At 47.7% G+C, this 22,642-nt stretch carries 19 protein-coding genes and 3 pseudogenes; 9 read left to right on the top strand and 13 right to left on the bottom strand.

Annotated features, from left to right (window positions below; translation table 11 throughout):
* Window positions 1-9: 9 nt before the first annotated feature.
* The 3 genes from psaC (at window position 10) to speA (ending at window position 2,644) form a co-directional block, all read left to right on the top strand.
* Window positions 10-255: a photosystem I iron-sulfur center protein PsaC gene (gene psaC, locus Q0986_RS17990; RefSeq protein ID WP_299413769.1), complete on the top strand. Its 246-nt coding sequence runs from the start codon at window positions 10-12 to the stop codon at window positions 253-255.
* Between the two features lie 105 nt (window positions 256-360).
* Complete coding sequence (locus tag Q0986_RS17985) at window positions 361-579, top strand: hypothetical protein (protein ID WP_299413766.1); 219 nt, start codon at window positions 361-363, stop codon at window positions 577-579.
* Window positions 580-616: 37 nt separating this feature from the next.
* On the top strand, window positions 617-2,644 hold the full coding sequence (speA, locus tag Q0986_RS17980; protein ID WP_366918620.1) for a biosynthetic arginine decarboxylase: 2,028 nt from the start codon (window positions 617-619) through the stop codon (window positions 2,642-2,644).
* A gap of 471 nt (window positions 2,645-3,115) precedes the next feature.
* Here speA and Q0986_RS17975 read toward each other — a convergent pair whose 3' ends face one another.
* The gene (locus Q0986_RS17975) at window positions 3,116-4,360 is read right to left on the bottom strand and encodes a hypothetical protein (protein ID WP_299413764.1); all 1,245 of its coding nucleotides are present in this window, start codon (window positions 4,358-4,360) and stop codon (window positions 3,116-3,118) included.
* 453 nt (window positions 4,361-4,813) lie between these two features.
* On the opposite strand from Q0986_RS17975, the pseudogene Q0986_RS17970 reads away from it, so the two are divergent.
* Window positions 4,814-5,059: pseudogene (locus Q0986_RS17970) on the top strand (ABC transporter ATP-binding protein); the annotation flags it as partial.
* Window positions 5,060-5,215: 156 nt separating this feature from the next.
* Here the strand turns inward: Q0986_RS17970 and Q0986_RS17965 are convergent.
* Entirely contained in the window at window positions 5,216-5,584 is a 369-nt protein-coding gene (locus tag Q0986_RS17965) for a clan AA aspartic protease (RefSeq protein WP_299413761.1), read from the bottom strand.
* The gene (locus Q0986_RS17960) at window positions 5,584-5,856 is read right to left on the bottom strand and encodes a hypothetical protein (protein WP_299413757.1); all 273 of its coding nucleotides are present in this window, start codon (window positions 5,854-5,856) and stop codon (window positions 5,584-5,586) included. Before Q0986_RS17960 ends, Q0986_RS17965 begins: the two co-directional genes overlap by 1 nt.
* Window positions 5,857-5,919: 63 nt before the next feature.
* On the opposite strand from Q0986_RS17960, the pseudogene Q0986_RS17955 reads away from it, so the two are divergent.
* A pseudogene (locus Q0986_RS17955) lies at window positions 5,920-6,162 on the top strand (ABC transporter ATP-binding protein); the annotation flags it as partial.
* A gap of 146 nt (window positions 6,163-6,308) precedes the next feature.
* Here Q0986_RS17955 and Q0986_RS17950 read toward each other — a convergent pair.
* The 4 genes from Q0986_RS17950 to Q0986_RS17935 all read right to left on the bottom strand — a co-directional run bounded on the left by Q0986_RS17950 (window position 6,309) and on the right by Q0986_RS17935 (window position 8,361).
* A complete protein-coding gene (locus tag Q0986_RS17950; protein WP_299413754.1) occupies window positions 6,309-6,494 on the bottom strand; it encodes a hypothetical protein in 186 nt (61 codons plus the stop codon).
* 34 nt (window positions 6,495-6,528) lie between these two features.
* Complete coding sequence (locus tag Q0986_RS17945) at window positions 6,529-6,750, bottom strand: hypothetical protein (protein ID WP_299413752.1); 222 nt, start codon at window positions 6,748-6,750, stop codon at window positions 6,529-6,531.
* Window positions 6,751-7,116: 366 nt separating this feature from the next.
* Window positions 7,117-7,515, bottom strand: a complete 399-nt coding sequence (locus Q0986_RS17940) for an SMI1/KNR4 family protein (RefSeq protein ID WP_299413749.1) — start codon at window positions 7,513-7,515, stop codon at window positions 7,117-7,119.
* Between the two features lie 96 nt (window positions 7,516-7,611).
* Window positions 7,612-8,361, bottom strand: a complete 750-nt coding sequence (locus Q0986_RS17935) for a methyltransferase domain-containing protein (protein WP_299413746.1) — start codon at window positions 8,359-8,361, stop codon at window positions 7,612-7,614.
* A gap of 525 nt (window positions 8,362-8,886) precedes the next feature.
* Here Q0986_RS17935 and hpnA point away from each other — a divergent pair.
* The 4 genes from hpnA to Q0986_RS17915 all read left to right on the top strand — a co-directional run bounded on the left by hpnA (window position 8,887) and on the right by Q0986_RS17915 (window position 15,122).
* Window positions 8,887-9,882, top strand: a complete 996-nt coding sequence (gene hpnA / locus Q0986_RS17930) for a hopanoid-associated sugar epimerase (protein WP_299413743.1) — start codon at window positions 8,887-8,889, stop codon at window positions 9,880-9,882.
* 122 nt (window positions 9,883-10,004) lie between these two features.
* Window positions 10,005-11,978, top strand: coding sequence for a serine/threonine-protein kinase (locus Q0986_RS17925; protein ID WP_299413740.1), 1,974 nt, complete (start codon window positions 10,005-10,007; stop codon window positions 11,976-11,978).
* 131 nt (window positions 11,979-12,109) lie between these two features.
* Window positions 12,110-12,952 carry a class I SAM-dependent methyltransferase gene (locus Q0986_RS17920; protein WP_299413737.1) on the top strand — a complete coding sequence of 281 codons (843 nt, stop codon included), beginning with the start codon at window positions 12,110-12,112 and terminating at the stop codon, window positions 12,950-12,952.
* 130 nt (window positions 12,953-13,082) lie between these two features.
* Complete coding sequence (locus Q0986_RS17915) at window positions 13,083-15,122, top strand: serine/threonine-protein kinase (RefSeq protein WP_299413734.1); 2,040 nt, start codon at window positions 13,083-13,085, stop codon at window positions 15,120-15,122.
* A 10-nt stretch (window positions 15,123-15,132) separates the two neighbouring features.
* Here Q0986_RS17915 and Q0986_RS17910 read toward each other — a convergent pair whose 3' ends face one another.
* The 6 genes and pseudogenes from Q0986_RS17910 to Q0986_RS17885 form a co-directional block, all read right to left on the bottom strand.
* The gene (locus tag Q0986_RS17910) at window positions 15,133-16,611 is read right to left on the bottom strand and encodes a Rieske 2Fe-2S domain-containing protein (protein ID WP_299413731.1); all 1,479 of its coding nucleotides are present in this window, start codon (window positions 16,609-16,611) and stop codon (window positions 15,133-15,135) included.
* A gap of 176 nt (window positions 16,612-16,787) precedes the next feature.
* A complete protein-coding gene (locus Q0986_RS17905) occupies window positions 16,788-18,959 on the bottom strand; it encodes a Tex family protein (RefSeq protein WP_299413728.1) in 2,172 nt (723 codons plus the stop codon).
* A gap of 130 nt (window positions 18,960-19,089) precedes the next feature.
* Window positions 19,090-19,704 carry a hypothetical protein gene (locus Q0986_RS17900; RefSeq protein ID WP_299413723.1) on the bottom strand — a complete coding sequence of 205 codons (615 nt, stop codon included), beginning with the start codon at window positions 19,702-19,704 and terminating at the stop codon, window positions 19,090-19,092.
* 46 nt (window positions 19,705-19,750) lie between these two features.
* Window positions 19,751-20,581, bottom strand: coding sequence for a hypothetical protein (locus tag Q0986_RS17895; RefSeq protein WP_299413719.1), 831 nt, complete (start codon window positions 20,579-20,581; stop codon window positions 19,751-19,753).
* A 289-nt stretch (window positions 20,582-20,870) separates the two neighbouring features.
* Window positions 20,871-21,128, bottom strand: a pseudogene (locus Q0986_RS17890) (IS4 family transposase); the annotation flags it as partial.
* Window positions 21,129-21,162: 34 nt separating this feature from the next.
* Window positions 21,163-22,642, bottom strand: a 1,480-nt coding sequence (locus tag Q0986_RS17885) for a response regulator (protein ID WP_299413716.1), incomplete at its 5' end; no start/stop codon positions are given.

Raw genomic sequence — 22,642 nt, 5'->3', positions numbered from 1 at the left:
CTTAATTCAATGTCTCACACAGTCAAAATTTATGACACTTGCATCGGATGCACCCAGTGTGTCCGCGCCTGCCCGTTGGATGTCCTTGAGATGGTTCCCTGGGATGGATGTAAGGCTGGTCAAATTGCCTCATCTCCCCGCACAGAAGATTGCGTTGGTTGTAAGCGTTGCGAAACCGCTTGCCCCACTGACTTCTTGAGCATCCGGGTTTATCTAGGTGCAGAAACGTCGCGCAGCATGGGCTTGGCTTACTAAGCATTTGCGCTAATATCGTAAATCTTGAGTCATTTTTGCTGTGTTGCATTCAGAAAGAGGGAGCCGATGCTTCCTCTTTTTATTGTTTGATTGACAATTGACGCTATGAGCCAATCAAAGACCATTTGGGTCAATGAGCAGTTGGATCCAGCTGGGTTAGTTTATGCCTGTATTGCCTGTTGTGATGCCCAACATGCCCAAGACTGTCATACCTCTTTTCAAGACAACCTCACCGAGCACCAAAAGGAAGCAGGATGGGTGGCCCGTTTAAGAACCGTCGAGTCCTGGGATGATGTTCCCGCTTGCGCCCTTAAACTCAGCTAAGATGTCTGCAGTATTGGGTCGCACATAGGCAATCAGCATGGAAAACGGTCGCAACCGCGAAGACAGCGCTACCAAAATTTCCCGAACGCAGGCGGCTGAATTAGACAAGGGTCGCTCAGCACCGATGGCGCAGATACTCACGCCCAAGACCCACCCCACACCGGTTGACTCTGCTCCAGCGTGGTCAGTGGAAGAGAGCGAAAAACTCTATCGTATTCATGGCTGGGGAGAACCTTATTTCTCTGTCAATGCCGCTGGTCATGTAACGGTATCGCCCAAAGGGGATCGAGGCGGGTCTTTAGACCTCTACGAATTAGTCCAGTCCCTCCAGCAGCGGAATATCCATGCCCCGCTTTTGATCCGGTTTTCAGATATTTTGGCAGATCGAATTGAGCGGTTAAATGCCTGTTTCGCCAAAGCGATCGCACGCTACAGCTATCCCGGACGTTACCGAGGCGTGTTTCCCGTCAAGTGCAATCAACAGCGGCATCTCGTCGAAGACTTGGTGCGCTTTGGCCAACCTCATCAATTTGGTCTAGAAGCAGGCTCTAAGCCAGAACTCCTGATTGCGATTGCCTCACTCAAGACCTCAGGTGCATTGCTGATTTGCAATGGCTATAAGGATTTAGAGTATGTTGAGACCGCCATGCTGGCCCAGCGATTAGGCCATCAAGCGATCATTGTTATTGAGCAGTTAGAAGAAGTGGAGCTGGTGATTGAGGCGAGTCGTCGGCTTCAGATTCAGCCCATTTTAGGGATGCGGGCCAAACTGAGCGCTAAAGGGATTGGCCGCTGGGGCAGTAGTGCAGGCGATCGGGCTAAATTTGGTCTCACCATTCCTGAAGTGGTCGCAGCTGTTGAGAACTTGCGTCAGGCTGACCTGCTGAACTCGCTGCAACTGCTTCATTTTCATATTGGCTCTCAGATCTCAGCCATCAGTGTAATTAAAGATGCCCTGCGAGAAGCCAGTCAAATCTATGTGGAGCTGGCCCGCCTGGGAGCCAATATGAACTTCCTGGATGTCGGCGGTGGACTAGGAGTCGATTACGACGGGTCGAAAAGCAACTCGGCAGCCTCCAAAAACTACAATATGCAGAACTACGCCAACGATGTGGTAGCTGAGGTCAAAGAAGCCTGCGCTGAAGCAGATCTTCCCGTGCCGACGTTGGTGAGTGAAAGTGGACGAGCAATTGCCTCTCACCAGTCCGTGCTAATTATGAATGTGCTGGGCAGTAGCGAAACCCTAGACCTAACGCCAGAACCCGCCCAAGCAGAGGAACATCTGATTATTCGAAATCTTTGGGAAACCTATCAGACCATCGGCGCTGATAACTATCAGGAAACCTATCATGATGCTCTGCAGTTCAAAGAAGAAGCCGTCAGTCTGTTTGGTTTTGGCTATCTGAGTTTGCAGGAGCGGGCTCGGGTAGAGCGATTATGCGGGGCCTGCTGTCAGAAAATCCTTGCGATCGCACGTCAAGACGATAATGTGGCCGTCGATCTAGACGATCTGGAACGGCGGATGGCGTCGCTATATTACACGAATCTCTCGGTTTTTCAATCTGCCCCCGATACTTGGGCCATTGATCAGTTGTTTCCGATCATGCCCATTCACCGCTTGCAAGAAGAGCCCAGCCAACGGGGAACCCTCGTCGATCTCACCTGCGATAGCGATGGCAAAATCGATCAATTTATCCACTCGCGTGAGACCAAGCCCATCTTAGAACTACATTCCTTAAAACCCAATGAGCCCTATTACTTAGGGATGTTTCTGAATGGGGCGTATCAGGAGGTTATGGGCAATCTCCATAATTTATTTGGAGATACTAACGTCGTCCATATTGATCTCACCCCCATGGGCTATCACATTGCCCACGTAGTTAAAGGGGATACGATCACCGAGGTCTTGGAATATGTCCAGTATGATGCCGATGACCTGATTGAGGAGATTCGCAAGCAGTCTGAAGTGGCTTTGCAAGAGCAGCACATTACCTTACCGGAAGCACAACTCCTCCTCAAAAATTACGAGCGGAGTCTTCGAAGTTATACCTACCTCAACTCTTGATCGAAAGATTGAGGCAGCCCATTGAATCGCCCACTACTTCCAAGCCCAGCCTCCCAAAATCAAGATAATAAGGATACCAAACAGCAAAGTATCCACCAGTAGCTTGCGGATATGAGGACGAAATCGAAGCTACTTGCGGATGATTCCCCTGACGCTTGCCCACCATATTGATGAATTATCAAGACCATCTGTTAGGGACTATGCAGGATGATCACGGTTCAACAGTTGCTCAATTGTACTTGAGGTCCATGGAATTGCTCTGGAATCTCCATACCTACGGGAAGAGAACGACATCAAATAATCCGGAGCGATGTTCTCCCTTCAAAGATCTCAATAGCTTTCAATAACATAATAACTGGCTACAAAATCTAATAATTGCAGGCTCAATAAATAGTAACAGGCAGTGACTTTCAGGTCATTCCACAAAATCCAAAAGAGCGAGTAACAAGGAGCCCAATAGTATTGGTTAGTCTATGAAACTGATGTCAACTCTTTGATTTTCCTATTCGGATTCATCAGGTTCAAATACATTAACCGTTGAAAAATATATTCATAGTTAGGTCTATATAAATCTGTATATATAAATTGGCTATCACTCATGGACGTTATATCCTTGTAGTCAGGCTTACGATCTTTATAAAGAATGATAACTATAGATTTGGACTCACTATCGCGGTAGCTTTCAATTAGCTTTGGAAGCATTCTCTGCTGACTTGATGTTATTACAATATCAGCATCCAGAGTTGAGCGGATTAACTGAGATAAGTGTTTAGATGATTCACCAATAAAACATTTATTATTATTTACATTCTGGATTTCTTTGAAGTGAACTTTAGTATATATGCTTTTGATTTTTTTTAAAGATTTAATTTGAGCATGATTAAAATTGAATGTATCTATGTTTTTTTCTAATCGCATAAATGCTCTATGATATCCATCTGAAAATGTTAATATTGAGTAAGCATCATCATCAAAGTAACTAATTAGTCCTTTTATAAAGTTCAAATAGTCAGGTGGATAAAAAATATTTTTTGTGTCAATATGCTCAATATCTTCAACTTCTTTATATTCCTTCATTTTCTTTAATGAATGCATAGGAATATATGTTTGCCAAGGAGTTTTAATTACAGTTGTATCTCCTTGTCTAACATGAAGTAATATCTTTAACTTTTTATCTAAAAATAATGAGCCTTCGTAAGGTTTTTTTGACTTACGACAAAAAATCTCACGAAGGCTCAGAGAATCTTGAAAATCATGGATAGTTGAATGAATCAAAGCAAATAGTTTATACCGTTTTCCTTCCAACTTAAATTCAACTAAGACATTCTGAAAATCTAGTTTAATTTTGCTTTCAATATAGTCAATTATATATTTTTGTAGTTTTCCAAAAGAGTCTATATCATTTAGCAGCAGTGTATCGTCACCGATAACAACATCTATAACTTGCAATTCTTTCTTTAGCGAGAATATATCATCTGAGTTAAAGCCTTGATTAAATCCTAGAAAATCGTAAACATCAAAATCGTATGCTCTTCGCATCCATGAGTAACGTTCTCTTAGGGGTGGGATTTTACTTGCAATCTTATCAATCTTGCCAAGAATATTTTCAAGAAAAGATGAGTCAATAGATTTGCTACTACGAGTAGATACAAAAGGAGTATGATAATATTTATACCCCAATGATAACCCCAGCTTGTAATAGGCGCTAAACTGCATTAACTGATCAGTGAAGCCTACGTAATTAAGCGGAATAATAGTAAAATAAATCATATATCAAAATACAAACTTTAATTTAATAGTATTTTTTGTCGCTTGCTCTCTCATAGAGATTCAGAAAATATAATAATGAATAGACTATAAAAATAGAATAATCGCAGAGGAGATTCTAGCCTCAAGTTAGGCTGTCAATAATGGAGAACATCAGTTTTTCTCCATTAAAATCACTTGCCAATGAAAAAAAATTTTCTGAGAAACGTATCAATAATAACTTCGCGCTCAACGTAAATTTGTTGAAGTAATAAAGACGCTAACAAGAATATAAAAAAAATGCAATTAATTGGCGCTCAGATAATTTTAAGGGCAATATTCTTACTGATTAATTAACCTAGTACTTCGCTCGACTTTATCCATTCGCGTCCAGAGTCAGTATGCATCAGAACTAGGAGCTAGATCGCAAGAGCGTTAGCCGGAAATCCCAAGCTGATTCTGGCAGATGAACCCACGGCTGCCCTGGACTCTCAGCGAGGCCATACGATCATGGAACTGTTGCGAAAATTAGCCAAGGAAGAAGGCTGCACGGTCCTCATGGTCACCCATGACCCCCGAATTATGGATATCGCCGATCGGGTGGTTTATGTAGAAGATGGACTGATCACACCTAAGTCTGCCAATCTTTCTTTTGCGCATGAGTCTTAGTGATGGAACTGGTCTTCTTTGGGTGAGCCAATGTCAAAAAAGATAACGGCTCGGACGTCAGCTGTGGCAAGAGTCTTTGAGTCAATACCAGAGTGTTGAAGCCACGAGCGGCTAGCCCTGGTTAGACCTTCCCTCATCTATCGCATTCGCACACAATCACAGCAATTCAATTGTGACGATACCTCCCTCAACATTATCGACCTGCAATCGATATCCGCGAAGTAATGCCAATCCTAGCAGGGGCTCCGTCTCTGATTCGGCAATATCGATCGAGCGATACTGACCATCCCAGATGATGGTTCCAGTGTAAAAGTCAAACAGAGTTTTGCTGCCATCACCCAAGGTCGCTATGCTGGAGGTTCTCCAAGGTAATCCCAGACGAACGATAATTTCAGAAGGCAAAGATAGGAATCCATCAAATCCGGTATCAATGACAGTGTTGATGAACTCTCGTTGCCTATTCAAGTTGCCAACCGCTAGGGGAAGCGTTAATTCATAGCGAAAATTGACAACTCCATGAATCATTAATCCTTTTTCAGACTCCTCGCTCCAAAATGATAGACCGCATTGTGTCCAATCCGAAGGGTCCAGGGCTGAGCATCGGGTTGACGTTCAAAGAGCCGATCGGTTGCCTCCATGAGCGTTTCACCAACTTCAAACTCTCCGGTCTCAATATCGATCGCCACGATTTTGCCCTCATTTTCTGCTTCGACTTGTTGCCGAATGCCAGACTCGTAAAGTTCTTGCCCTCGTCTGGCTAACTCTTCCTTGCTGTGGCGTCGTTGGCGAACGGCCATGAGTCTAACCTCACTTGGGGATTACCATTTCTATTTTATCTTGGAGAGATGGGCATTAAAGGCGCAAGAGCGTTAGCCGGAAATCCCAAATTAATTCTGGCAGATGAACCCACCGCTGCCCTGGACTCTCAACGGGGCCATACGATCATGGAACTGCTGCGAAAATTAGCCAAGGAAGAAGGCTGTACGGTCCTTATGGTCACCCATGACCCACGGATTATGGATATCGCTGAACGAGTGGTCTATGTAGAAGATGGACTGATCACACCGAAACCTGCCAATCCTTCTTTTGTCCATGAGCCTTAGCGATGGCTTTTATCTTTGTTAGATTAGCCAATATGAAAAAAATAGCACCACGTATCACCGGGTTACCACCAGCGATGCTCAATTTTAAAAAACGGCACCATCGGCAACTCCAAAGCATGTGGTTGTTGGGTTTCGGCTAGAGGATTCTATTCTGTGAGATGTTCCCACGTACTGATGATGTCATCAACATCCGAATCAGCTTCAACAACGACTGCTGGGTAGCCAGTGTCAGGGACAATAGCGATCGGTCCACATTGCTGAGCAATACGGTGCACGACTTTAATGATGAGTTCAGGCCACCCTTTTTGCGAAATAGTATTCGCAAGGTTCATCGAGCGAGGTGTATTTCAGGACGTTGACCATCGTTCAAGGTCCGTCTTCTGGTGAATTTGGACCATTAATCTGTGCCTGCCAAACTTCTTTGCTGATATTGAACGACACACTTTGATCGGTCAGTGTTTCAAGAGCCATCTGGAGCTGATTCGGCGTAGGTGGGAAACCATTGGCTTTTGGTACGGAATGCCCTTCTTTGGCAAGCCATTCGCGTACTTCGCCAGCCACGAGAAATGCGAAATAGAGAACGCCCATCGCCGTTTTGCAGATTGTAGTGTGCAGGAAAGTGCTGAACTTTATCGCATAACGTCTACGATCACCAAGCTATTGGAGTAATCTGTGCTTTAATACACGCACTGTCGGCAGCTTCGCGTGCATCGTTTTGTTATGCCACAATCCAAGTGTAGGGAACCATTAGGATTTGTGTATGTCCCATGGCTCCAGCAAGTCTATAAATATCGTAAAGGATGCGGCGACAAAGTAAAAATCTGAAAGCGCATCATGTTTTTTGGGCAACTCGCCATTCCTACGACGCGCCAAGTAGTCCTCAATTTCGGGTGAAAGTGCTGAAAATCGCTGAGCAAACATTTCATCTGGCCATGCCGAACGGTTGTCACAATCCTAGAAGTAAATCTGCCCACGCGAAACACCAATCTTGGGATTGTCCTCGGCAATGATGAAGGTTTGGCATCCAAACGCACCGCCAGCGATTGGAATAGCGACGGGTGCTCCGTCAGCGAGATCACATTGCCATTGAATATCACATGATTGGTATTTGTCAGTAATGAATTCGTAAAACGATTCAACAGTGGCATTGGGGCCAAACGGAGTGGGCTCGTCGATTGGTGCTAATGCTTTTATTCTCAAACCGCCAAATTGTGTTAGGAAGTCGCGATAATCTGAGGGCAGTGTCGCTCCGGCGTGGGTCTCGAACTCAGAGATTCTCGATTCCGTGGCATCCTCACGTGTTGGAATCAGTTCACAACCGAGTGCTTGCATTTTCGATTCCCACTGTGTCATGAGTTCCCTGTAGAGTGGCATAACGTCCGCAATCACCAGGCCACGACAAGTGATTTGTGAAAACGACCGGATTCGTAGCTCCGGTACATTGCATTATTATCCCGCGATTGCTGTCTTGCGGTTAAATGCAAAGTGGTACATTCCGCGCACGGTCTGTTTGTGAGCAAGCGCCAGCCCGCTTGACTCGGCGAATGCAACGACAGTGTCTGGATGCAACCGTAGTTTTGGGTATGCGCTGACTGATGTTTGCCAAGCAGAGTCATTGAGTGAGTGGATAATGTCATGCACGATGACCACGTCGGACTGATATTCGAGAAAGCAAGTATGGATACGTCGGTCATCAGACCGCACTGGAATAAATCGTTCCGAGCCAATTAATTCATGTGAGTAGTCACGGAATGAAAGAGTCAGCAAGCCAGTGTGGGAAAGCATACGGGCTGAGTCACGAATTAGCGTCTTGACGGCCTCAACTGACGGAAGATGTGTAAGGGTATCACCCATGCAAACAATCAACGCTGCAGCGTCAGAACCGAGGTGATTCGTGAAGTCGATCAGGTCCGCAGCAATCGCCTTGATCGACAGTTCACCGATTTTGGTCTCCAATTCGTCCAAGAGGTGCCGCGAAGTATCGAGAGCGAGCACACTATATCCTCGACGAGCAAGTGGAATTGAGTGGACACCGTGGCCACAACCGAGATCAACGGCGATAAGCCCATTGCCACTTGGAAGTGCAATGTCAGAGTAGAAGCTATCGGCATCGGAACTGGCGGCATCGAAGTCTCCGACCATCCACGAGTAGATGGGGGCAAGATGGTTTGCGTAGTGTTCCGTGACGGAAGATTTCATTTCGGTTAACGGGATAACTACTAATTATATGGATGGTATCTGATAACTCTAGCTGTAGGGGTATTATCCGCCAACTATCGTATAACCCACATTCAGCAGGTGTAAAAGCAATTTTCTGAATAAATCCCAAAACCTCTACTCTGAAAAGGTTTCAAGATATTCGGGCCTGACGCAAAACACCACAGCATTTCTCAATAGTAGAGCCCTGTTAACAATGTCATCATTGCTGATTGCTGTAACCCTTGCCATTTCGTGAATATTATTTTGAGTCGAGCCTGACCTGCTGAATGTGGGGTATAAATCCGAGATTAGAGCATTATCAAGTCGACGCTGGATAACTCCGATTCTAAGGGTATTATCTTGTGGTCGACCCTGTTTAGAAGACCCAGGTTGAAAATCTCAAGATAGAAAATCCCTATACGATAAAGTGTCTGCGTCGAAAGGGGTTTTGTTCTCTTTGCTAATGCCTGTAAGGTAAGACATTAATCTTCTCTACCCTATCCGAAGGGGCAAAGAGCCTGGGCTATGGCCAAATTAAATGTTTTTGTAACTGGAGCAACTGGATTTGTCGGCGCGAATCTAGTTCGTTTACTGTTGTCGGAAGGTCATAAAGTCCGAGCATTAGTCAGACCCCAAAGCGATCTGACTAATATAGCTGGGTTAGATGTGGAGCCAGTGATTGGACAGCTCACAGATGATGACTTGGGTCAAAAATTACAAGGGTGTCAGGCACTCTTTCATGTAGCAGCCCATTACAGCCTCTGGCGGGCGGACCGCGATCAGCTCTGGCAGAGCAATGTAGAGGGCACGCGCAATCTCCTGCAAGCAGCCCGAGACGCAGGCATTGAACGCACCGTTTACACCAGCTCAGTAGCCGCCATAGGCGTTAAAGCAGGGAAGAGTGCCGATGAAACCTATCAGAGTCCGGTGGAGAAGCTGATCGGTGACTATAAAAAGTCGAAATATTGGGCAGAGCAAGAAGCCCACAAAGCTGTCCAACTGGGCCAGGATATTGTGATTGTCAATCCCAGCACCCCCATTGGCCCTTGGGATATTAAACCCACCCCCACAGGCGATATGATTTTGCGGTTTCTGCGGCGGCAGATGCCCTTTTATTTAAATACGGGTTTGAACCTTATCCATGTGCAAGATGTGGTTCGCGGCCATCTGCTAGCTCTAGAAAAGGGAAAAACGGGAGAGCGCTATATTCTGGGTCATCAGAATATGACCCTAAAAGAAATGCTGGATGTGCTGGCTGAATTAACGGGGTTGTCCGCTCCCAAAGGCGAGATTCCTGCTTGGATTCCCCTGACCACCGCCTGGATTGATGAAGTGGTTCTGGCGGCGATGGGTAAAACTCCCTCTGTGCCCCTTGCTGGCGTACAAATGGCGAAGCAAATGATGTTTTACAATCCTGCCAAAGCCATTCGAGAGCTAGGACTGCCCCAGACTCCAGTCCGCCAGGCACTGCAAGAAGCAGTGAAGTGGTTTGTCAGCCATGACTATATTCCTCAGAAATGATACAGTCTGCTATGTTTTGAGTCTGAATCCTACAAAATGCATAAGGCGGCGCTAAATTAACGATAGAGTAGTAGGCTTCCTCTTTCGTTGAGACTCGTAAACTCTACTCCCTGAGAATAGAAATGGTTTGTTGCCTGAATCCTGACTGCAAAAAGCCAATTAATCCTGATTCCCACAAATTTTGCCAGCAATGTGGGACCCCTATAGTTGCATTACTACGCGATCGCTTCAAGGTGATTAAGCCCCTGGGGCGAGGTGGGTTTGGCAATACCTACTTAGCCGAAGATGCGGATCGCTTAAATGAGCGATGTGTGGTGAAGAAGCTGACCTATCAGGCAAAAGAGGCTTGGGAGCAGCAGAAAGCCATCGATATGTTTGCCAGTGAAGCCCAGCAGCTCAAACAGTTGGGAAGTCATCCTCAAATTCCGAAGTTGACGGCTTATTTTCAAGAGGGTCAGAGTTTATATCTAGTCCAGCAGTATGTGGATGGTCTCAATCTTATTGAACTGCTAGAAAAAAATGGCGCGTTTAATGAAGCCCAAATTCGACAGGTGCTTCTGGATGTTTTACCTGTTTTGCAAAGTCTGCATGACCAGGGTGTGATCCATCGTGACTTAAAACCAGACAACATTATGCGACGACAGGATGGTCAGCATGTGTTGATCGATTTTGGCGTGGCTAAGCTTTTGAAACAAACGGCAATGGCCCATGCGGGAGTCGGAACCATTGTCGGATCTCCAGGCTATGCTTCCCCGGAGCAAATCCAAAGAGGCCGAGCAACCCCCGTGGGGGATTTATATGGGTTGGGGTCTAGCTGTTTTCATCTATTGAGCCATGTTTCGCCGTATCACCTGTCTTTAGAATTTAACTACCTATGGAGCCAAAATTGGCAGCAATATATTTCCCACTCCTTAAGCCCAGAATTGTGCGCCATTCTGGATAAGCTGCTGCAGATTGAGCCTGTTCACCGTTACCAGTCGGCGAACGATGTATTGCAAGATCTAAGGGATGCCCCAGCGCTCCCCCAGCAGAAAGCGTTCGTTCAGTCCACTCAACCCCAAATATCTTGGTGGTCTCAGGTTCCTCGCAAAGTCTGGGTCGGGACTGCGATCGCAACCCTTGGCATTGCCAGCCTAGTCGGGGTGGGGATGTTAGTGTCAACCCGAGGGGACAATACAGCTACTATCTCTCCTGATCAACAAGCAGAAGCCCTATTACGTCAAGGTTATGCTAAATACCGTAAAGGAGATTATCAGGGCGCTATTGCTGACTATAACGAATCCATTCGCCTAAATTCGGATAGTGCAGACGCTTTTAATGAGCGCGGGCTCGCAAAATATAGTCTAGGAGACTATGATGCCGCTCTGACAGACTATAACCATTCCTTGGACCTAGACGATCAGCAGGCCGATGCCTATGGCAACCGGGGGTTAGCGAAACATGCGCTGCGAGATTACCGAGCGGCCATTGAGGACTACGATCAAGCCCTTCGCCTCAATCCTCAGTACGCCTATGTTTACGGCAATCGAGGGCTATCCAAATATAACCTCAAGGATTTGGGCGGTGCGATCGCAGATTTTGACCAGGCCCTCCGTCTCAACTCTAACCTTGCAGATGTTCTACGGAACCGGGGTCGAGCCCAATATGATTCAGGTCACTATCAAGCGGCTCTAGAGGATTATGATGCAGCCCTTAGGATTGATGCCGATAACGCCACAGCCTATAATGGCCGCGCCCATACGAAGGGTAAATTAGGCGATCGGCAGGGGCAACTGGACGATTTGGACAAAGCACTTGAACTGGATCCTAAGCTCGTGGATGCCTATAACAGTCGGGGCTTAGCGAAATATCAGCGCAAAGACTATCCAGGAGCCTTACAGGATTACGATTCAGCCCTGCGCCTAGATCCAAAATATGCGGTGGCCTATTACAATCGTGGCTTTGTGAAAGAAGTCCAGAATGAGATTGACGCAGCCAGAGCCGATTTCCAAAGGGCTGCCGATCTCTATCAACAGAAGGGAGATCAGCGGCAGCAAGATGCGCTGCGGGAGTTAAGACGGCTCCAATCTGCCGATGCCAAACAAGTGGGCAATTGATGGTAAGCTTTCTATCTGCAAGGCATATCCTTTCCTTTGAGTTTGTTATTGCAGCTCTCATCTAATCACCGTTATTTCAGCTGAGATAACCCAATATGCCTGCCACACGTTTATAAAATAGGGACAGAACGATGAGGCCAGCCAAGATTGCATTGCCTTATTTTGATCTTTTGATTGAGAAAATTAACTCAGGAGATATCAACGCTCAACAAGCATTTGGTCGGCATGTCCACTGGGGGTATTGGCCCCAACCCGACCAAGCAGATGGTTCTCTTGCCGATTTTGCGATCGCCACAGAGCAGCTTTCCCAACGGGTGTATACCGCAGCTGGAATCAAAGAGAATGATCGGGTGCTGGATGCTGGATGTGGTTTTGGAGGCACAATTGCGAGCTTAAACGAAACCTTCCAAAATCTCCACTTGACGGGCCTGAATATTGATCCTCGCCAGCTTGCTCGGGCGAGACAGGAGGTCATGCCGCTTGCCAACAACCAAATCGAGTTTGTGGAAGGCGATGCCTGCAAGATGCCATTTGCCGACGCTTCTATGGATGTGGTGTTGGCCGTTGAGTGCATTTTTCATTTTCCGAGTCGAGTCGAGTTTTTCCGAGAAGCGCATCGGGTTCTACGACCGGGTGGGCGTCTAGGCATCTGTGATTTTGTGCCTTTGACATTGTTCCGAACCTTTCATCAATTCCTCAGCTTTTTGCGATCTCCTCTAGATCAGGGATTTTATGGGCGAGTGGATTTCTTAACCACTTTGTCAGACTATCGGGCCATCGCTCAAGAGACTGGATTCGTCCTCTCAGCCGAGGAAGATATCACCCGACAAACGTTACCCACCTATCCTGTGGTTCGCCACCTGTTTGGACAAGTGGCCGATCCAGAGGCCGTTCAGACGACTGCCTCTGTCGAAAAAGTCAGTCAACTGGGGTTGCTGCGCTATCGGATTCTCAGTTTTACCTTGGCAGATTAGCCACGGGAGGCCACAGGCATATTCCCTGCTTGAGCGGTCCTAGACGTTTGCTCTCCGAAGGTCTTTATCCGATACTAAGGATGCTTTGACAACCGTTTGTGGCCCTTCATACCTGTAAGATTGCTGCTCTATGACCTGTTGTCTTAATCCTGAGTGCCATAAACCGCTCAATCCAGACACCCACAAGTTTTGTCAGCAGTGTGGTAAGCCGCTGGTGCCGTTCTTACATAAACATTACAAAATTCTGCAACCGCTGGGAGCTGGACGGTGGGGCAAAACATATCTGGCCATGGATACCGATCAGCTGGATACCCACTGCATTGTCAAGCAATTGGCTTTGAAAACCTTGGGCGCTAATTCCCAGGCCGTACAACTCTTTCAGACTGAAGCGAGGCAGCTGCAAACCCTAGGTCACCATCCCCAAATTCCGGATTTACTCGCTTACTTTCAGGAAGGTGAGTATTTGTATCTGATTCACCAATGGATAGACGGTCAAACCTTACTCGACTTACTCCAAAAAGGTGTCCTTGAGGAAGTGCAGATTCGGCATCTGCTATTAGACCTGCTGCCCGTCTTGCAGGTGGTTCACGATCAGGGGATGGTGCATCGCGATCTTAAACCGGAAAATATTCTGCAAAATACGCAGGGGCAATATGTGCTGATTGACTTTGGCATTGCTCAATTTTTAAATGAGGCTCAACCGCTTCAATCCCCAACGAGCAGAAGTTCGGTGGGGTATACTCCGCCTGAACAACTGCAACCGGGGCAAGCAACTCCAGCCACGCCAGTCAGCGATCTCTATGGTCTGGGCGCGACATGCTTTCATTTGTTGAGTCGGGTTTCCCCCTCTGACTTAGCCCAATCACACGGACCGCTCTGGAGTCAAACTTGGCAATCCCATATTTCCCAACCGCTCAGTCCTGAGTTGCAACTGGTTCTAGATAAGCTGCTCCAGGTTGACCCCAGTCAACGCTATCCTTCAGCCCAAGCCGTTTTAGACGCTTTAAATCAAAATCCATCTCGTTCGTCCTCTTGGTTGAGTCAGCTGGGTTCATCGCGGCGGGTGTGGGTAGGAACTGCGATCGCATGTTTGGGTCTGGGGAGTGTAACGGGCTTAATCTATATGATTTCGACCTACCAAACCGCCTCAACACCTCCAGCCTCTCCTCAGCCCGAATCCTCTGCGGCCTTCCTCCGGCGAGGGGATGCGAAGTACAATCGCCAGGAGTATCAAGCTGCGATTGAAGACTATACAGAAGCGATCCGCCTGAGTTCTGAAAATGCGCAAGCGTACTTGGGGCGAGGGAATGCCAAGTACGCTTTAGAACAATATTCAGCGGCTCTGACGGACTATGACGAAGCGCTCAAGCATAATCCAGAGTATGCCTATGCCTTTAATGGCCGTGGCAATGTTAAATTTGCCCTCAAAGACTATGAATCAGCCATAAAAGCGTATAACCAAGCCATCCAATCGAATCCTCAATTCCCCCTGGCTTTTGTCAATCGCGGCAACGTCAAATCTGCTCTCAGGGAATACCGGGCCGCGATTGAAGACTATAGTCAAGCGATCCGACTGAACCCCCAGTATGAGCCTGCCTATTTTCAGCGAGGGATTACCAAGGCTGCGTTGAATAATTTTCAAGGGGCGATTAAGGACTATTCGGAAGCGATCCGCCTGAATCCTGAGAATGCGAATGCTTATAACGGTCGAGGCGTTGCCAAGTATAAGCTCGGAGACAGTCGCACTGCGATTCAAGACTTTACGAAAGCCATCCGCCTCGATCCGGATAGTCCCTTTCCCCATTGCAATCGCGGAGAAGCAAAACTCAAGCTGAAGGATGCAGAAGGTGCGATCGCAGATTGTACGGAAACCATTCGCTTAGACCCGCAAAGCTCCTTTGCCTATAGTGCCCGGGGTAAAGCCAAGCATTCCCTTAAGCGCTATAGAGCCGCAATTGAAGACTATACGCAAGCGCTGCAAATCAACTCTGGCTGGGGCAATAGCGATAGTCCTGCCGATAGCTATTACAACCGGGGAAGCGCTAAAAGCCAACTGAATGATATTGATGACGCGATTGAGGATCTCAAAATAGCCGCTGATCTATTTCAACAGCAAGGGGACACGCAACGATATCAGGCCACACGCACCCTGCTAAAAAAACTACAATAACCACGGTTTTTCAGTCGGTATAGAGTGTTATTTTGGGACTTCCTTGCTGTGGGATGCTGCTGATAAAACGATGCTGCAATTGGGCCAGTCCTTGATAGCCTAAAAGGCTGAGAATTGAGATCAAGAGACATCCCACGCTCGCTCGCACAGGCATAAAGGGCAGCACAATCAGCATTATCCCCAGAACAGTTGCCATAATGGCTAGCCGCTGACAGAATCTTTGCAGATTTGCCAACATCTCAACCGTATGACGACAGCTGGGGCAGAGTTTGGTGTGCCGATGCCAGCGATCGTAGAGCTGTTCATCGCTGGCAGTCCCCGATCCTTCGGAATAAAGGGAATGGGAGGCAGGTCCACCCCCCGCAAATTGTTTTAACCACGTTCTCAGGGTGAGAATTCCCTGGTCAGCAGGGGTCGGGAAGAAGGATGTTCGGTGGGGATTGGGGTCTGTTGCCTCGTTCTGCTCTTGGGCATGCATCGCAGTAATATCCTGATCACTGAGTTTATAGGCTCCCAAATGTTGGAATCCCACCTGCACGTCCTGGGGTAGCAATCCCCATAACTGGCGGTTGGCCCACTGAACAAAATTGAATCGGGATGCAGGGGGAGGAGCACCAGTCGCGAACTTGCCAATATATCGGCAATGGCCCGGTGTGGTGGGGACAAAATACAGTTGAAAGATCTGGATGCCCCCTGTGGGCAAATGGTACTGAGTGGTGTTGGCACAAGGGGGACGAAAGGTTCGTGTCGCTTGCATGCCTTGATTAAAGGCATTGTAGCCTCCATGCCTAAGAATAAAACCATCTTCAGCACTGATCTCACCCTCCAGTTCAAAGTCGCGCATCGGCATCGCGGTGGCTGGGGAAAACCCGAAGATCCCTTCATGGAGAAATTGGGCATGAGACGGGTCGAGGCTGCTTTCTAACGAAACGGTATAGCCGACGGGGACTTCGCTGAGATGCCATTCGGCCTGAGTCCATTGTTCATTGGGGTCGGCTAGGGTTGCAGGCTGTTTATGCTGACATTCTTCCTGGGCGGCTGGACTGCAATCAAGCCAGACCCAAAGGAGTCCTTGCATCACCTGAATGGGGTAAGTGGGCACCTGCGATCGCACGTTGCGGTAAGCGGCGGCTTGGGGATCTGAGTCGGTTAGCATGGGCATCTTTACACATTGCCCGCGACAGTCAAATTGCCAACCATGTTGACGGCAGACTAGGCGGCCATCCTCCTGAATCTTGCCCAGGGATAATTGGGTCAATTTGTGGGGACAGACATCATCCATCACGGTCCATTGCCCTTGATATTGCCAAACAACCAGGTTTTTTCCCAGGATCGTGACAGGGGTAGGGCAAGCGATATCCAGATAACTCAGCGGGCTAATCGGGTACCACTGCTTCAGCCAATTAAAGGGCTGATCGGCGATAGCTGATTTGGTTTGCGGGTGGTCCCGTTCCAGCGGTTCTGTATTTGGATGGATGTGAGTCGTCATAATAGATATCCATTTTCAAGAACGATGATTGCTTGAGCACAGAGGCGCAGTGTTCTATCGGCTTGGAGCATCTTAATGAATGACGTTGGTGTGAGGCTCCAGAGGAATCGTTTACGCTACACGTTCATATTAAGGGGTTCTCTACCCACAATCGGAGTTGAACATCAACCTTCAGATTAACGGCGCGGTTTGGCAGAGGTGGCTGAACGCATCGATAGACCAATGCGTTTGAGCTTTTGATTGACCTCTAGCACTCGCACCTTGACGACTTGTCCCACCTTGACGATTTGCTTGGGGTCTTTTACAAACTGATCGGCCATTTGAGAAATATGGACTAAGCCGTCTTGATGGACGCCAACATCCACAAAGGCACCAAAGTTGGTGACATTGGTGACAATCCCTTCCAGCTCCATCTCCGGTTGAAGATCGGTGAGTTCAGTGATGCCTTCCTTGAAGGTGGCGTATTTAAATTCAGCCCGTGGATCACGACCGGGTTTTTCCAGTTCCGCCATAATGTCCTTCAGGGTAGGTTCACCAATGGCGTCAGTCACATAGGTTTTCAGATCACCAGGTTTAAGGTGAGCAGGAATCTCTGTAATTTGAGTCAGCGGAAGCTGTAGGTCAGCACTAATGGTTTTGACCACACCGTAACTTTCGGGATGGACAGCAGTATTGTCCAGGGGATTGTCGCCCGTCCGAATGCGCAAGAATCCAGCGGCTTGCTCAAAGGCTTTGGGACCTAGCTTGGCCACTTTCAGGAGCTGCTTACGATTTTTGAAGGCCCCATTTTGGTTGCGATAGGTGATGATATTGTTTGCGATCGCACTCGTAATCCCCGACACAAAGGTCAGCAATTCCTTAGAAGCCGTATTTAAATCAACGCCCACGTAGTTGACGCAGCTTTCCACCGTCTCTTCTAACTTCTGCTTGAGCAGTTTTTGATCTACATCATGCTGGTACTGGCCCACCCCAATCGATTTCGGATCGAGTTTGACCAGCTCTGCCAGCGGATCTTGCAGGCGGCGGGCAATACTGATCGCTCCACGCACGGTAATGTCTAAGTCAGGAAATTCGGCAATGGCAATCTCACTGGCCGAATAAATAGAAGCCCCCGATTCATTCACCATCACTTTAATTGGCTGACGATCTAGCGTCTTCAGAACCTCAGCGACAAAGGCATCGGTTTCTCGACCTGCTGTGCCGTTGCCGATGGCAATCAGATCAATATTGTAGGTATGAATTAAGCGAGCCACCGTTTTAGCGGCCTGTTCTCGCTGACCCGCGGCTTGGTGGGGAAAAATAGCCTGATATTCCAAAAATTTCCCGGTATGGTCCAAGGCCACCACTTTACAGCCAGTCCGAAACCCGGGATCAACACCCAAGGTGGGCTTCATGCCTGCCGGACTGGAGAGTAGCAGTTCTCGTAAATTGGTGGCAAAGGTTTGAATCGACTCCAGATCGGCTGCCGCTTTGCAGGTGGCTCGGACCTCTTTCACTACTGAGGGTTTGATCAAGCGAGTATAGGCATCCTTCACCACTTCTCGGTAAAAGTCTCGCACTGCTCGGATTTTGGAGCGAATCACCCGTTCTTCGATCTCACCCAAAATCCGCTCTTCATCAATGGCAAGCTCTACTTTGAGAATGCCTTCCGCTTCCCCCCGGTAGAGGGCTAGCAAGTTATGGGCAGGAATGCTCTTGGCACGGGCTTGGTAGCTCCGGTACATTTCAAACTTGGTGCTGCCTTCCGGGTATTTAGATTTCACTTGGGAGATAAATTCGCCGACTTGGGAAAACCGATTTTTCAGGTGGAAACGGATTTCAGCTTGATCGGCAATCCCTTCTGCCAAAATATCGGAGGCCCCTTGCAATGCATCCTCGGCAGTAGCAACATCTTTACTGATGTAACGGGCCGCTTCTGTGGTCAATTCCTGATTTAGTGTTGCGGTAGGTTGATTGAGAGATTGAAGCCATTGAGCTAACGGTTCTAAGCCTTTTTCTTTGGCAATGGTGGCTCTGGTCCGGCGTTTGGGGCGATAGGGTAGGTATAGATCTTCGAGTTCTGTTTTGAGCAAACAGGCTTCAATTTTGGCCTTGAGCGCATCTGTTAGCTTATGTTGTTGGGCAATGGACTCTAGAATGGTAGCTTTGCGCTCTTCTAGCTCAGTCAGGTAGGTAAACCGCTCCGACAACTGCCGGAGTTGAGTCTCATCCATCTGGCCGGTGCGCTCTTTGCGATACCGAGCCACAAAGGGAATGGTTGCTCCTTCCGCGAACAAATCTAAGGCGTTTTGAAGGCGCTGAGCGGAAATGGATAGCTCTTGGGACAGGGTTTGGACAATATTCAGCATGGGCAGGGAACTCAACGGTGGAGTTTTTCACTCGGTTTTTAGTGTTGCACACCTTAGCTGTTCTATTCCAAACACAGTTGTTTAGAGCGTTTTGAGTATTTTTGTCAATGGGGCCATAACTCAATACCGCTCAAGGATTGAGATCGCGGATCCACATATCTCCTTCAATACAATTCTCTTTAGCCCATTCCAAAAGATGGTTCTGAATCTGATGTTGCACTTCTAAGGACTGGCTGGCTATGTTGGCCCGTACACTAAAATAGGCAGTGCCTCCCTGGGGACCATCAGAATTATGGGTAATGCCGACTAAATGGACAAAATTACCCGCACTAAACTGAATGCTGGCATCGCGAGGGGTACTAACGATATTAGAAATTCTGGCAATCAGCCCCTCTTGGTCGGGCGTGTTTAAGGCGAGATGCATCATGTGAGCCTGCGGCCAATAGAGATAGGTGTTTGGGGAACTAGAGACAGGCTCCAAAAATTGATTGGCTTGGATGCGATTTCGAATGTGGGTCAGATCTTCCAGGGCTCCTCTAGCGAGAATCTCCATTTCGAATTGGTTTTGCTCTGGCAAAATCAGATTAAACTGAATTGCTTCAACATATAAATGCTGGTCTTCCAATAACCCAGTAACTTTAGCGACCACTCCAGCACGATCCTGCCCTCCAACGCGGAATAATAAGGAGCGATCTTGAGTATCTAAATTCTTGACTGTGACCCAATCTGTGTAGACCTTGTCCATATTCTCAACAACTTTTTAGAAGTATTTTAATTCAGCTTTTCGTAGTTTAGAATTCTAAGTCTACAAGCCTGAGTCCTCGGTTGAAGTATTGTTGGTCTCTGGCCTTAACTTGAGTAATGGATAATCCAGATCGCCACCACTGAGCACCGCGTTTGGGCCGCCAAAAAGCAGTGTACTTGCCATTGTGAATCTCAACATCCATCAAGCGTAATCCTTGATTGAAATATTTTCGATCCTGGGCCTTGAACTGAGCCACCGTCATACCAGATCGCCACCACTGAGCACCCCGACCCGGACGCCACACTGCGGTATAACGGTCGTTAGTCACTTCTACATCGACTAACCGGAGACCTCGATTAAAGTATTTTTGATCCTGGGCCTTGAACTGAGTCACTGTCATACCAGAGCGCCACCACTGAGCACCTCGACCCGGACGCCATACTGCGGCATAACGACCGTTAGTCACTTCTACATCGACTAACCGGAGGCCCTGATTAAAGTATTTTTGATCCTGGGCCTTGAACTGAGTCACCGTCATGCCAGAGCGCCACCATTGGGCACCTCGACCCGGACGCCACACAGCAGCATACTTACCATTGCGCACCTCTAGATCGGCTATTCGGAGGCCCTGATTAAAGTATTTCTGATCCTGGGCCTTGAACTGGGAGAGCGTCATGCCAGATCGCCACCACTGAGCCCCCCGGCCTGGTTGCCAAACACCGACGTAAGAATTCTGAGCCTGGGCAGACTGGGTACTGGTATTCAGAACCCCCAGGGTAAAGACAGTTACTAGGAGCCAAGTACTACGCAATTGACTAGAACGTCTTTTTTTAAGCAGACCTAAACGCTTGTCTTGCTTACGACTGATAATATTCATTCTAAAAATCCTCAAATGCAGATGGCTGAGGATGATCGTCAAAACGTACCTCAACTACTGAAAATCACAAGCAGCCCTAGCGGAGCATTAATCAACTCACTCGGGCATGGCTGCTATAGGGTGATTATCAGTCTATTTTTATTCCTAGGATGTGATAAAGATCGCCAAGACATAGTGATTTTGAAAATCAGAGAACAAAATTGTGCCTTAAGAAACCTTTGGTTCCAGCACAGAACCTGAAAAAGCGATTCAGGCAATAGTGACATCAATAGCACTGACTTAACCTTAATCAAACAGCCAGCTTGGCTTTGAGGACAGAGCGCAGTTGTCCCATTCTGGGGAAGGGCTTAGAGCTTCGTTTAACAACCCTGGGTTCGAGCCGATTGGGTCGAACAGGCAGAAGGTTAGTCGCAATATTCTCAAGCAGGTAAGCATACCATCGTTGACATGTATTTTGTGTGGCCGTTGCTAATAACCCCAGCATCTGGTTCAAGTGCTGTTGAGCCTCTTTTAGAGAGAGGCGAGAGCGATCATATTTTGCTAATGGGACGAACCTGTCAGTCATAATGAGTTGTCAATACTTATGCTGAAGAACTAATGCTGGTTCGAGGCTTGCTATTTTCCAGTGCTACTACAAGTTCATCGATATTGATGGGTTTAGTTACGTAGTCATCCATGCCAGCATCCAGACATTTTTCGCGATCACCTTGCATGGCATTAGCTGTCATCGCCACAATCCGGGGGCGTTCCTCCGGCACTGAAGATTGGCAAATATGGGTCGTTGCCGCCAGTCCATCCATCTCGGGCATATGAACATCCATCAGAATGACATCATAGGGCTGGCGTTTGAGGGCTTGCAGGACTTCCAAACCATTGCCTACGACATCGGCGCGATAGCCCATCTTGGATAAAATCAACACAGCCAATTTTTGATTGACGGGGTTGTCTTCCGCCAACAAAATCTTCAAAGGATGCCGAGCCGCCATCTCTGTATCTAGCTGAAGAGTAGTAGACGTTTGATTTTTGACTTCATTTCCCGTTAAGGATTTGACCAGGGCGCTGTAGAGCTGGGATTGCTTGATCGGCTTATTGAGCCAGGCCGAAAACAGATCCTTGTAATGGGCTAAATCAGGAGCCTGACCAATGGAGGTCAACATTACCATTGGGAAGTTTGTCCCCCGAGGATGACTGCGAATTTTCTGAGCCAAGGTGAGGCCATCCATTTCCGGCATTTGCATATCCAGTATTGCGATATCAAAGGGACCGGCATGTTCCAGCATTCCTAAAGCTTCGTAGCCAGATGCAGCCACCTGAGGTTTCATCTTCCAAGATTCCGTTTGCAAGGTGAGAACCCGCTGATTGGTATCATTGTCATCCACAATCAACACCCGCTTGTCCTTCAACGTGACAGCGGGTAGCGATTGAGCCAACACCGTTGTGTCTTCCGTCTCGTCAGCTCGAATCGTAAAGGTAAAGGTGGAGCCTTGCCCTTCCTCACTTTCGACCCAAATCTGACCACCCATCAGTTCACTTAAACGCTTACAGATGGCCAGCCCCAAACCTGTACCCCCAAATTTACGAGTGGTCGAAGAGTCCACCTGGCTAAAGGATTTAAATAGGCGATTCTGGCGTTCGGTAGGAATCCCCATACCCGTATCCCTAACCGCGAAACAGATTTCATACAAAGGAGTATCCGCCGCAAAGGGCTGAGCCGAAACGTTAACCACAACTTCCCCAGATTGGGTGAACTTGATGGCATTGCCTAACAGGTTGACGAGAATCTGGCGTAAGCGGGTCACATCTCCCAAAATCGCTTGGGGAACATCGGGTTCAACCACCCCCGCCAACTCAATCTCCTTAGGACCTACTCGAGAGGCCACTAGCTCTAGGGCGTCTTCCACACAAATCCGGACATTAAATTCCTGTTTTTCTAGATCCAGCTTTCCGGCTTCAATTTTGGAATAATCCAGAATGTCATTAATAAGCGTAAGGAGACTATCCCCACTTTTACGAATCGTTTCCGTAAATTCCTGCTGTTGAGATGTTAACTCCGTATCCAGC

It is taken from the genome of Acaryochloris sp. IP29b_bin.148, assembly GCF_028285565.1.
Taxonomy (GTDB): Bacteria; Cyanobacteriota; Cyanobacteriia; order Thermosynechococcales; family Thermosynechococcaceae; genus Acaryochloris.
This window is presented reverse-complemented; position numbering and strand designations above follow the sequence as displayed.

Bases quoted from the DNA above. Each gene is read 5' to 3' on its own strand.
- Q0986_RS17895 (WP_299413719.1), bottom strand. From the start codon at position 20,581: ATGAATATTATCAGTCGTAAGCAAGACAAGCGTTTAGGTCTGCTTAAA.
- Q0986_RS17905 (WP_299413728.1), bottom strand. From the start codon at position 18,959: ATGCTGAATATTGTCCAAACCCTGTCCCAAGAGCTATCCATTTCCGCT.
- Q0986_RS17910 (WP_299413731.1), bottom strand. From the start codon at position 16,611: ATGACGACTCACATCCATCCAAATACAGAACCGCTGGAACGGGACCAC.
- Q0986_RS17960 (WP_299413757.1), bottom strand. From the start codon at position 5,856: ATGGCCGTTCGCCAACGACGCCACAGCAAGGAAGAGTTAGCCAGACGA.
- Q0986_RS17985 (WP_299413766.1), top strand. From the start codon at position 361: ATGAGCCAATCAAAGACCATTTGGGTCAATGAGCAGTTGGATCCAGCT.
- Q0986_RS17900 (WP_299413723.1), bottom strand. From the start codon at position 19,704: ATGGACAAGGTCTACACAGATTGGGTCACAGTCAAGAATTTAGATACT.
- Q0986_RS17915 (WP_299413734.1), top strand. From the start codon at position 13,083: ATGACCTGTTGTCTTAATCCTGAGTGCCATAAACCGCTCAATCCAGAC.
- hpnA (WP_299413743.1), top strand. From the start codon at position 8,887: ATGGCCAAATTAAATGTTTTTGTAACTGGAGCAACTGGATTTGTCGGC.
- Q0986_RS17945 (WP_299413752.1), bottom strand. From the start codon at position 6,750: ATGGGCGTTCTCTATTTCGCATTTCTCGTGGCTGGCGAAGTACGCGAA.
- speA (WP_366918620.1), top strand. From the start codon at position 617: ATGGAAAACGGTCGCAACCGCGAAGACAGCGCTACCAAAATTTCCCGA.
- Q0986_RS17950 (WP_299413754.1), bottom strand. From the start codon at position 6,494: ATGAACCTTGCGAATACTATTTCGCAAAAAGGGTGGCCTGAACTCATC.
- Q0986_RS17920 (WP_299413737.1), top strand. From the start codon at position 12,110: ATGAGGCCAGCCAAGATTGCATTGCCTTATTTTGATCTTTTGATTGAG.
- Q0986_RS17975 (WP_299413764.1), bottom strand. From the start codon at position 4,360: ATGCAGTTTAGCGCCTATTACAAGCTGGGGTTATCATTGGGGTATAAA.
- Q0986_RS17935 (WP_299413746.1), bottom strand. From the start codon at position 8,361: ATGAAATCTTCCGTCACGGAACACTACGCAAACCATCTTGCCCCCATC.
- Q0986_RS17925 (WP_299413740.1), top strand. From the start codon at position 10,005: ATGGTTTGTTGCCTGAATCCTGACTGCAAAAAGCCAATTAATCCTGAT.
- Q0986_RS17965 (WP_299413761.1), bottom strand. From the start codon at position 5,584: ATGATTCATGGAGTTGTCAATTTTCGCTATGAATTAACGCTTCCCCTA.
- psaC (WP_299413769.1), top strand. From the start codon at position 10: ATGTCTCACACAGTCAAAATTTATGACACTTGCATCGGATGCACCCAG.
- Q0986_RS17940 (WP_299413749.1), bottom strand. From the start codon at position 7,515: ATGACACAGTGGGAATCGAAAATGCAAGCACTCGGTTGTGAACTGATT.